At 43.5% G+C, this 10,119-nt stretch carries 11 protein-coding genes; 8 read left to right on the top strand and 3 right to left on the bottom strand.

Annotation, left to right across the window (positions count from 1 at the left end; all coding sequences use genetic code 11):
• Positions 1–512: 512 nt before the first annotated feature.
• The 3 genes from NIE88_RS21395 to bcp all read right to left on the bottom strand — a co-directional run bounded on the left by NIE88_RS21395 (position 513) and on the right by bcp (position 2,423).
• Positions 513–818: a hypothetical protein gene (locus NIE88_RS21395; protein WP_253065587.1), complete on the bottom strand. Its 306-nt coding sequence runs from the start codon at positions 816–818 to the stop codon at positions 513–515.
• 295 nt (positions 819–1,113) lie between these two features.
• Positions 1,114–1,599 carry a peroxide-responsive transcriptional repressor PerR gene (gene perR, locus NIE88_RS21390; RefSeq protein ID WP_373689475.1) on the bottom strand — a complete coding sequence of 162 codons (486 nt, stop codon included), beginning with the start codon at positions 1,597–1,599 and terminating at the stop codon, positions 1,114–1,116.
• Between the two features lie 356 nt (positions 1,600–1,955).
• Entirely contained in the window at positions 1,956–2,423 is a 468-nt protein-coding gene (gene bcp, locus NIE88_RS21385) for a thioredoxin-dependent thiol peroxidase (RefSeq protein WP_253065588.1), read from the bottom strand.
• Positions 2,424–2,905: 482 nt separating this feature from the next.
• Between bcp and NIE88_RS21380 the strand changes: the two genes are divergently transcribed.
• The 8 genes from NIE88_RS21380 (at position 2,906) to NIE88_RS21345 (ending at position 10,002) form a co-directional block, all read left to right on the top strand.
• Positions 2,906–3,532 carry an NUDIX hydrolase gene (locus tag NIE88_RS21380; protein ID WP_253065586.1) on the top strand — a complete coding sequence of 209 codons (627 nt, stop codon included), beginning with the start codon at positions 2,906–2,908 and terminating at the stop codon, positions 3,530–3,532.
• A 92-nt stretch (positions 3,533–3,624) separates the two neighbouring features.
• Positions 3,625–4,920, top strand: a complete 1,296-nt coding sequence (locus NIE88_RS21375) for a glutamate-1-semialdehyde 2,1-aminomutase (protein ID WP_253065585.1) — start codon at positions 3,625–3,627, stop codon at positions 4,918–4,920.
• Positions 4,921–4,988: 68 nt separating this feature from the next.
• Positions 4,989–6,053, top strand: coding sequence for an FUSC family protein (locus NIE88_RS21370; protein WP_253065584.1), 1,065 nt, complete (start codon positions 4,989–4,991; stop codon positions 6,051–6,053).
• A 399-nt stretch (positions 6,054–6,452) separates the two neighbouring features.
• Entirely contained in the window at positions 6,453–6,791 is a 339-nt protein-coding gene (locus tag NIE88_RS21365) for a lmo0954 family membrane protein (RefSeq protein ID WP_253065583.1), read from the top strand.
• Between the two features lie 56 nt (positions 6,792–6,847).
• Complete coding sequence (locus NIE88_RS21360; RefSeq protein WP_253065582.1) at positions 6,848–7,486, top strand: PspA/IM30 family protein; 639 nt, start codon at positions 6,848–6,850, stop codon at positions 7,484–7,486.
• Between the two features lie 122 nt (positions 7,487–7,608).
• Positions 7,609–8,337, top strand: coding sequence for a cell wall-active antibiotics response protein LiaF (liaF, locus tag NIE88_RS21355; RefSeq protein ID WP_253065581.1), 729 nt, complete (start codon positions 7,609–7,611; stop codon positions 8,335–8,337).
• Positions 8,334–9,377: a sensor histidine kinase gene (locus NIE88_RS21350; RefSeq protein ID WP_253065580.1), complete on the top strand. Its 1,044-nt coding sequence runs from the start codon at positions 8,334–8,336 to the stop codon at positions 9,375–9,377. Before liaF ends, NIE88_RS21350 begins: the two co-directional genes overlap by 4 nt.
• Entirely contained in the window at positions 9,370–10,002 is a 633-nt protein-coding gene (locus NIE88_RS21345; protein ID WP_253065579.1) for a response regulator transcription factor, read from the top strand. Before NIE88_RS21350 ends, NIE88_RS21345 begins: the two co-directional genes overlap by 8 nt.
• Positions 10,003–10,119: the final 117 nt, after the last annotated feature.

Genomic DNA, 10,119 nt, shown 5'->3' with positions numbered 1-10,119 from the left:
CAAAATCACGCTTGGCTTTTGTTTAATTTTCAAGGAACATTTCAAACAGCAACTCAATTATTATATCATTTTCATCATCTTGTGTCAATAAATAGTTCAAGATATTTCAGTAAATGTTAAAATTGAGTTTCCTTCAAAAAGACAAATTATATTTTAACATGCAACATAATTTATGTCAACGACCAGCTCACATGATCAAAAAATTGATCATAAACAATCTGACAGGATAAGACATAATGTCGCAAAAACAACGTTAATTAATTTATCATGTATGGCAATAATCGTCAATACTTATTTAAACATAATTAAGAAAAACTTGGCAAGACCAATTCTGACGCTGACCAAACTTTAGCTTTTCTTATACTGAATCCGTTAATCTTTTATACTTTGTAAATAAATGTGATGATGACATTCTAAAAAGAGTGAAAAAAAGAACTCCCTTTATACATGAATTTTTTTAGTTCATGCTGCCTTTCGTAAATTTCTATTTTGTAACCATGCGGTTTTTCTAACTACCGCTTAATACTAGCGCTTTGCTTTCTCTTTAGCAGGTAATCCGAACCGGGTTCAATCTTCAAAATGACATGCGCTAAAGCCCCGGCTGTTTTTGATGACCGTTTCTTTCTGGCATTCAGTCCACCACAAGAGGGCAAATAGACGTCAGTTGGGATAACCGACGCCGCGTTCCGATTCATCCCCGGAATTGTTTTGAGCAGACTCACTTCCTCTTGATCGTTTTGCATGAATGGATCGACTTCTTTTTCAAGTTTCTCATTATGCTTTTCTAATTCAAGAAGCAGATGCTGTAGCCAGATCATTTGATGATGATACCGTTGAAATTTTCTGTTCAGGATATTCAAAAGTTGAGCTACTTTCGCTCTCTCAGGTGTGAACCTGTTCCCAAATTAACGAACCAATTTACCCGTTCATGATCGCCTCAAACAGGGCGCGTCCGGAAATACTAAAGACGTTCCTTTGCCATCTGCAACAGCTTTCTCACTGGATAAGACTTAATTCTTCCCTACCTTCGAATTGAATTCATTAACGAACACAAAAACCGGAAGATTCGCCAGTAAGGGCGGCTTGCTTCCGGTTTTATCGGATATGATTAGTTCAGCTAATACTTGATTCTTGTTTCGGTTTGGAAGGAGCATCCACTTCTTTAGCTTGGCACTCAGGACAAACACCGTAAATCTCAAGACGATGATGATCCACCTTAAACCCGGTTACCTGTGCGGCCAGTGCCTCCACTTCATCAAGTACCGGGTAAAAGAAATCAACAATCTTTCCACAGTTGCTGCAGATCACATGGTAGTGACGCTTCGTTGAAAAGTCAAACCTGCTTGACGCATCGCCGTAGGTAAGTTCTTTGACTAATCCGGTTTTTTTAAATACACGTAAATTATTATATACAGTCGCAACACTCATGTTAGGAAATTTGTGCTCAAGCGCTTTATAGATTTCATCCGCCGTAGGATGTGAATCTGAAAAGACCAGATATTCAAGAATCGCATGACGCTGCGGTGTAATACGCACACCGGAGCTCTTTAGCATCTCAATTGCGTGATCTACTTTTGACATATTATCGCTCATCGTCATGCACCTCGCTTTCAAAGATAGTGATTATTAAAATCAATTATCAGATTACAATGGTTACAATTACATTTTTAGTTTACATGGTTAAAGCTTGTCCTGTCAATGTTCAGTACTTTTCCAACATGAATTGTACCGATAAATTTAGAGCGTTCATCTTATATTTTGCCGCATTCTCTCCATTACATGCGTCTAATTGAAAAAACAAAGCAGGCAATAAGACCGACTTCGAGATTAAAAAATATGCTAAAAAATGTACGGAAGTTCATAAAGAGATCCTGATTTCATAGAGAAAAAAATCAGGATACTGATGCACCTGATTTTTTCATTTAACTTTTCTGCTTGAGAATTACTTTACCTCATTAAATGAGCTGATCTTTAATGTATTGATACACTTCTTCCACATGTCCTGCAACTTTAACCTTCGGCCAGACCTTACTGATGGTTCCTTCTTTATTAATAACAAAAGTGGAACGAACGATACCCATTGCTTTTTTCCCAAACATGTTTTTTAACTGCCAGCTTCCATACGCTTCGGCGATTTGATGATCGGGATCAGACAAAAGCGTAAAAGGCAGCGCATGCTTTTCGGCAAACCTCTGATGTTTTTCAATTGGATCAGGACTGATCCCAAGAACGACTGTATTCAATGCTTCAAAGCGACTGTTCTGGTCGCGAAAATCACAGGCCTCCGTTGTGCATCCGGGAGTCATGTCTTTCGGGTAAAAATACAGGATAACATTTTTTCCTTTAAAATCAGATAGTGATACTTCTGTTCCCTTCGTTTCTTGCAGTGTAAAACCAGGTGCTTTCGTTCCTGCTTCCAACATCATGATCAGTCCCTTTCAGTCGATTAGTCTTGAATTTCAATAAAAATTTTTCCAAATTGTGCGGATTCCGCTAAAGAATACAAAGCATCTGTCGTTTTCTTTAAATCACAGGATCAATCGACTACCGGATAAAATACCTGCGCGTCTGATTCGAGAATCGCAGTTGAATCTGTTCGTTTAGGGTACTCCAAATAATCAATAATTTACCTGATTTTAGCTTGATTCTTAACACCTTGCATGCAGATGGGACGGATTTAAATAATCGATTACATTGGCCCCCTCCGGACAGGCTGACGGCTTCCTCATGAATGAAAGCTTTCAATCGTATCATCCGTTCCATTTCAAACATTGAGTTAGTTAAATCATACCCTGAACAGCCGTCAAAGTGAACCCATGCGCTTCTGATACCAGTGCAATCGGGCGGTCATTCATAAAAAATGGTAGAATAAAAAGGTGAAATCGTCTAAATGCAGGTGAATCATATGGACATAAGAAGCATTACACGAAGAATTGAAAATGACGGATCAATTATCGGCGAAGATACGGCGAAAAAATCGGCGGTCATTCTCCCGCTCATCCATAGGGACAATACATGGTCTATATTATTGGAAGTTCGTTCTACCCAATTAAAACGGCAGCCTGGAGATATTTGTTTTCCCGGAGGACGCAGTGAGAAAATTGATGGCTCCATGCGTGCTACTGCCATACGTGAAACATGCGAGGAATTGGGAATCAAAAAAGAATCTATTGACGTCATCGGTCAAATGGGCACATGTATTGCAACATCCGATTTATTCATTTATCCGTTTGTCGGTGTCATTGATTCGTCCGAACCGCTAAAGCCTAATTCCGGTGAGGTTCAGGAACTGTTTACAATCCCGCTCCCATGGCTCATGAAGCAGATTCCTGAAAAACACTCGCTCATTTTTGCCGTAGATAAACATGCAGAATTTCCGTTTGAACGCATTGTTTCAGGAAAAAATTATGCATTTCGCAACATGCAAATTACGGAACCCTTTTACGACTATCAAGGAAAGACGATTTGGGGACTGACCGCACGCATTCTCGAACATTTTGTGTTCCTGATGAACCATCGCATGTTTGATTAATTCTTCGCCAAGGTTCATTGCTTGTCATTTATTTGCTTATATTGAATACTTGAGTGAGCAATGTCACTTTGGTTTGAGGAGCGATCAGTACAATGAATAGAACTACTTCAGAAAAACTCTATGCGGAAGCGCTTGAGCATATTGTCGGCGGCGTCAACAGTCCGTCGCGTTCTTACGCTGCGGTCGGCGGAGGGGCCGCGGTGTTCATGAAAAAAGGAAAAGGCGCCTATTTCTGGGATGAGGACGGCAACCGTTACATAGACTATTTAGCTGCTTACGGACCGATTATTACCGGATTCGCTCATCCGCACATCACCGAGGCAATAAAAAAACAAGCTGAACTCGGCGTGCTGTACGGCACACCGACAACACTGGAAACAGATCTTGCTGTAATGCTGAAAAAAGCGATTCCTTCTTTAGACAAGGTCCGTTTCACCAATTCCGGAACCGAATCGGTAATGACAACCGTCCGTGTGGCCCGTGCCTACACCGGAAGAAAGATTATTTTAAAATTCGCAGGAAGCTACCATGGACACTTTGACCTTGTTCTCGTTGCGGCGGGTTCTGGACCATCAACGCTCGGCTCTCCGGACTCGGCCGGAGTAACAGAAAGTACCGCTCATGAAGTCGTTACGGTGCCCTTCAATAACGTGGACACACTTCAGCAGGCATTCGACAAATGGGGCTCGGATATTGCGGGTGTGCTTGTTGAACCAATTGTCGGCAATTTTGGAATGGTTATGCCCCGACCGGGATTCCTTGAAGCCATTAATGAAATCGCCCATCAAGCCGGTTCGGTCGTGATCTACGATGAAGTGATCACGAACTTCCGATTTATGTACGGCGGCGCGCAAAACTACCTCGGCGTCACCCCGGATCTCACCGCGATGGGCAAGATCATTGGCGGCGGACTGCCGATCGGAGCCTACGGCGGCAAAAAAGAAATTATGGACGAAGTAGCCCCGCTTGGCCCGGCTTATCAGGCAGGAACGATGGCCGGAAACCCACTTTCCATGGCGAGCGGCATCGCTTGCCTGGAAGTGCTGCAAACGCCGGGCATTTATGAAAAAATGGATCATCTCGGAAAAAAGCTGGAAGACGGAATACAGGCAATTAACGAGAAGTACCAACTTTCGATCGCAATTAATCGTATCGGCGGAGCAATGACGCTGTATTTTTCCGATCATGAAGTCACAAACTATGAAGAGGCAAAAGCAACCGACAGCGAAATGTTCGGACGATTCTTCAAATACATGCTGGAAAAGGGGGTCAATCTTGCACCTTCGAAATATGAAGCATGGTTCTTAACGACCGAACACAGTGAAAAAGATATTGACGATACACTGGAAGCTGCTGAGTATGCCTTTTCTCAGCTCGCCAATTCTTAATATATTCATAAGAGGAGAGCGGCCTGAACCGCTCTCCTCTTTTCTTAATCTAGAAGGAGGATAACACCATGCACCTTGGTGCCCGAAGTCTGAAAACCGGCGTTGCCGTAACTATTGCATTAATGACCGCTTTAGCGTTTGGAATGACTCCGCCAATCATGGCCGGTGTCGCCGCAGCCATGACTACACGCCCATCGGTCCAGCGCTCTATTCGGGCGATGGTACAAAACATCTATGGCAACTTTATCGGTGCGATGATTGCAGTTGCTGCGGTCATCATTTTTGGCGACACACCGATTGTCGTCGGTTTGACCGTCGTCTTTGTCATTGCAATCCATCTTAAATTCAGACTCCATCGGACATTGACTTTAACGATGGTCACGGTCATTTTCGTCATGTCGAGCGGTATGAACGACAGCAATGCGTTTTTTCTCGAAGGGATGCGCCGTTTTTCCATGATTTGCATCGGTGTCGTGTCCGCAACACTGGTTAATTTGTTGATCTTCCCGCCCCATTACGAAAAGACACTCTATGAACAAATTCTTGAACAAACCACGCTGCTTTTTAAGTGGACGCGACTGCTCAGTGGCGGGACTTCGGACAACACGAAGATCAAAAGCGAACTGGCGGCGTTCGACAGCAGAAAGCTGAAAATCGAGAATTATTATCACTGGTACAAGGAAGAGCGCGTTTTCAGAAAAAAAACGATGCCGGTAAAGCTGCGGCGCACGGTCATTTTCCGTGAAATGACCACGGCAACACGGCTGCTCCATCAGGCACTAAACGAACTGGATCGCAATGAAAATGCCTTTCGACTCCTGCCGGATCATTTTCGCGAAACACTTCGGATTCAGTTAAGTGGCCTGATGACGTATCATGAACGCGTATTGCTTAAATTTGACGGTAAAATAAGACGAAAACGCCACGAAGAACAAGCTAAAAAAGATTACCAGCATCGCGCTGAGCTTGCTGAATCCTTTTTTTCCTACTTTTCAAAAAATATCAATGATGAATGGCTCGACGTACTCCCTCTTTTATCGACAATCATTGATTACAGTCAGCACATCGAACACCTTGATCTTCTCGTTACCAGCTATCAATCGTTTCATAAGAAATCAAATCAGATTCGGTAATTTTTCGCGTCGTGTGGCCGATTCCCGGAGAATTGTGACGGTGCCTGATCCATTCTCCAATCGGTAATTCTTTCGAAATCGAGTAAAAAGGGAACGCTTAAAGCTGTTTCTTCTTCATAGTTACGGAGTTTAATTTCATATAAAGCCTATGCCGTGTACCTATTCCCGGATTCATTTTAAATTTTCCGGAATTAATTTGAACTTTCCCCGATTCTATGACTTTCCATCTGAAAACGATGTTGGGTTTGTGACTGCACAAAAAGAGCTGCGGATTTTTCTGCGCAGGAACAAGCTTAGCATGAACTAAGTCCAAAGACTTATCTGAAAATACAGCTTCGGCTCATTATCTGCACTCCGCCTTTTCTATATGATTAAGACATGGAAAGGAGGATCACACACATGAAAAAATTTGCCTTGTTTCTGCTCGGAGCCGTCAGCTTGATCGTCCTGCTCAGTCAGCTGGGATCGATGATTGGATTAATTGTCAGTCTGGCTGTCCTCTACTTCGCATTTAAAAAGTTCAATCAAGCTGCTTCTACCGGAGGAAAAGTGCTTTGGGCGGTCGTGGGAATCATTGCCCTGTGCTTCTCAATCGGCAACGTGCCGGCAATCATCGGCGTTGCCGCACTGGCAGGTCTCTACTTTGTGTACAAAGCTTGGAAGAATGAAAGACCAGTAATTGTCGAACCGCGCGATCCATTTGATCACTTCGAAAAAGAATGGAAAGAATTTCGTTGATTTTTTTCTGAACAGATTGTGTCACACATACATCAAATACAAAGGAGCAACGCATAATGAGCAATATATTTACTCGTCTGAAAGACTCAATAGCTGCCGATCTAAATGACATGCTTGATCAAAAGGAGCAAAAAAATCCAATCGCCATGCTAAATCAGCACTTGCGCCGCTGCGAAGCAGAAGTGAAACGTGTACGCCAATTAATTGACCGCCAGTATCTGCTCAAGGATCAATTTATTAAGGAGTATCACGAAGCTGCTGAAATGGCTGAAAAAAGAAAGCATCAGGCAGACATCGCTGAACGCGCCGCAGAAACCGAATTGTATACCTTTGCATTAAAAGAACATGAAGATTACACGCAGAAGTCGAAACAGCTGAAAGATGCTTACGAGACAACCGTCAAACAGCTTGATCATCTGGAACAGAATTATGCGGAAATGAAGCGAAAATTAAAGGACATGTATTTAAAGCGAATGGAACTGATGAGTCGTGAGAACATTGCCAATGCGAATCACCGCATGAACGCAATCATTCAGCCGGAGCGGGCATTCGGACAATCGTTTTCCAAATTTGAAGAAAGCGAAATGTATCTCGAACAGCTCGAACAAAAAGTGAACACCAATTATCACCAGAATACGATTGATGCCCGAATTCGCGAACTTGAGCGCGAACTTGAAAAAAACAAAACCAATTGACGAAACAGTACGTTCTAGCTTGTCCCACATAACGATGCTAAAATAGAAAAAGGTGCGATGAACGCCTTTTTCTTATCTACATAATTCAGCTGAACTGCAGCAAGAAAGGCAGATGATCCAACATGTTTGAGCAACTGAAAAACGATAAATACAGCTGGCTCATTATTATCTGCCTGTTTCTGATTGTGCTCCAAACGCTGTTCGACGGGTGGGGATTTTTATTCCCCTCTGTTCTATTCGGCGCCATGATTTACTATGGACGAAAGAATACGAACACACGAAAAGGAAAAATCCTGTTTTGGATCGGCGTAATCGGACTCGGATTCACCATTTTCAGTCTGCTTGTCTTCAAATTTATTATTATTGCTTTGTTTATCTGTTTCGTCATTGATTTCATACAGAGAAAAAAAAATCCACAGCGAATCATGCCTGACTTCGATCATCCATCTGCTGTTAAAGATAAGGTGACCATTCTCTCAGGACTGCTTAAAAACAAATGGTTCGGCCATCAGGAAACACCCGGCCACGATTACGAATGGCAGGACATAAACATCCAGACGGGTGCGGGGGACACAATCATTGATCTCAGTCACACCATCCTGCCAAAGAAGGAATCGATTATTTTCATTCGCCATCTTGCAGGGCGAGTGCGCATCCTTGTTCCTTACGGTGTTGAAGTTGCCCTGCATTACTCGGTTGTGCTTGGGCAAGTCGATTTTTTCGATCATCATGAAAATCAGCTGATTCATGAATCGAGAATTTTGCGGTCTGATGGCTATGATCAAGCAGAGCAAAAAGTTAAATTGATGGTTTCAGCAGTTGCCGGAAGCCTGGAGGTGCTGCGCGTATGACTGCGATCAAGAGGCAAATCATCGTCGGCATCTGTTTTTCACTTGTCTGCTTAATCCTTTTTTCTTCGTTGTTCTTTTTTGCCTTTCCTCCTTCTAAATGGTCATTGCTCTGGAGTCAGCAGGTGTGGCATCTGCCGTTTGCTTTTATTGTTCCGATTGTGTCGCTTTTTTTCGGAGCCATTGATGGTCTGATTTCAGGCTTGTACTGGCGGCGGCAGCTCGTTATGGTCAGCGATACGCTCGATGGCGCCATTCAGGGAAAAGGAGCAGCAGGCGGGGACAACGTCATTTCCTGCGACATGCAGCCAATTATTGACCGTTCGCAGCAGATCAGTGCAAAAATCAACGAACTGACACAGCTGGCGCAGCATGCAGCAAATGATAAATCAGAAATTGAGGAGAAGGCAATTCGGAAAATAGTCTCTGAAGAACGCAATCGGCTGGCTCGCGAGCTGCATGACTCCGTAAGCCAGCAATTATTTGCTGCATCGATGCTGATGTCGACAATTAATGAGCTGCGCCCCGTATCGGATGATATGGAAAGCCGTCAACTGAAGCTGGTAGAACAGACCATTCATCAGTCCCAGCTCGAGATGAGAGCGCTCTTTCTTCATCTGCGGCCGGTACAGCTTCACGGCAAGGCGCTCAAACAGGGAGTGGAAGAACTGCTTCTCGAACTCAAGCAAAAAGTTCCTCTTAACATCAATGCGACGGTCGAACCGATCAGACTGGAGCGCGGTATCGAAGATCAGCTCTTCCGAATCCTGCAGGAGACGGTGTCAAACACATTGCGGCATGCCAAGGCACAGAATCTGGACGTGCTGCTCATTCGGCGTGAGGGCTTCGTCATTCTGCGCGTCACCGATGACGGAATCGGCTTTAAAACGCAGGCAACCAAACCCGGTTCCTATGGTCTGCAAAACATGAAAGAGCGCACTGCTCAAATTGGCGGCCAGATTAAATTAGTAAGCGTCCCGGACAAGGGAACAAGTTTGGAAATTAAAGTGCCTATAATCGAAAGGGATGAAAACAATGATTAACGTTGTTTTTGTTGATGATCATGAAATGGTGCGTATCGGCGTCTCTGCTTATTTATCGGCACAGCCGGATATTCAGGTGGTCGGGGAGGCCGATAACGGTCGCGATGCCATTGATCTCGTCTTAAAATTGAAACCGGATATTGTCCTAATGGATCTTGTAATGGAAGAAATGGACGGCATTGAAGCAACAAAACAAATTGTGGAAAAATGGCCGCAGGCAAAAATTATCATTGTCACAAGCTTCATTGATGATGATAAAGTTTATCCGGCAATTGAAGCAGGAGCTACCAGTTACTTGCTGAAAACTTCCAAAGCAAGCGATATTGCTCAAGCAATCAGATCAACCTACGATGGTCAATCTGTACTTGAACCCGAAGTTACGGAAAAAGTCATGTCTCGAATGAAAAACAGACAAAACAAAGCACTGCATGACGATCTGACCAACCGAGAGATGGAGGTCTTGCTGCTCATGGCTCGAGGAAAGAGCAATCAGGAAATTGCCGACGAGCTCTTCATCGCTTTGAAAACCGTCAAGGTGCATGTCAGCAATATTCTCAGCAAGCTTGAGGTACAAGACCGTACGCAAGCCGTTATTTACGCGTTTCAGCATAAGCTGTGTCAATAAACTGGGTTTTGCTCATGCGTGAAAGGTCCGTTTTTCGCGTAATTCAGCTAGTTGAATGAATTCCGGTTGGTAAACCGATTAAAAAATTGACCAGCAAAAAATACCCCCGACACCTAA

This window comes from Sporolactobacillus shoreicorticis, assembly GCF_024125445.1.
GTDB classification, from domain to species: domain Bacteria; phylum Bacillota; class Bacilli; order Bacillales; family Sporolactobacillaceae; genus Sporolactobacillus; species Sporolactobacillus shoreicorticis.
The sequence above is the reverse complement of the archived record's forward strand: the minus strand, read 5'-3'. Positions and strand labels throughout refer to the sequence as shown.

Coding starts and splice junctions, on each gene's coding strand:
- NIE88_RS21395 (WP_253065587.1), bottom strand. CDS start 818: ATGATCTGGCTACAGCATCTGCTTCTTGAATTAGAAAAGCATAATGAG.
- perR (WP_373689475.1), bottom strand. CDS start 1,599: ATGACGATGAGCGATAATATGTCAAAAGTAGATCACGCAATTGAGATG.
- bcp (WP_253065588.1), bottom strand. CDS start 2,423: ATGTTGGAAGCAGGAACGAAAGCACCTGGTTTTACACTGCAAGAAACG.
- NIE88_RS21380 (WP_253065586.1), top strand. CDS start 2,906: ATGGACATAAGAAGCATTACACGAAGAATTGAAAATGACGGATCAATT.
- NIE88_RS21375 (WP_253065585.1), top strand. CDS start 3,625: ATGAATAGAACTACTTCAGAAAAACTCTATGCGGAAGCGCTTGAGCAT.
- NIE88_RS21370 (WP_253065584.1), top strand. CDS start 4,989: ATGCACCTTGGTGCCCGAAGTCTGAAAACCGGCGTTGCCGTAACTATT.
- NIE88_RS21365 (WP_253065583.1), top strand. CDS start 6,453: ATGAAAAAATTTGCCTTGTTTCTGCTCGGAGCCGTCAGCTTGATCGTC.
- NIE88_RS21360 (WP_253065582.1), top strand. CDS start 6,848: ATGAGCAATATATTTACTCGTCTGAAAGACTCAATAGCTGCCGATCTA.
- liaF (WP_253065581.1), top strand. CDS start 7,609: ATGTTTGAGCAACTGAAAAACGATAAATACAGCTGGCTCATTATTATC.
- NIE88_RS21350 (WP_253065580.1), top strand. CDS start 8,334: ATGACTGCGATCAAGAGGCAAATCATCGTCGGCATCTGTTTTTCACTT.
- NIE88_RS21345 (WP_253065579.1), top strand. CDS start 9,370: ATGATTAACGTTGTTTTTGTTGATGATCATGAAATGGTGCGTATCGGC.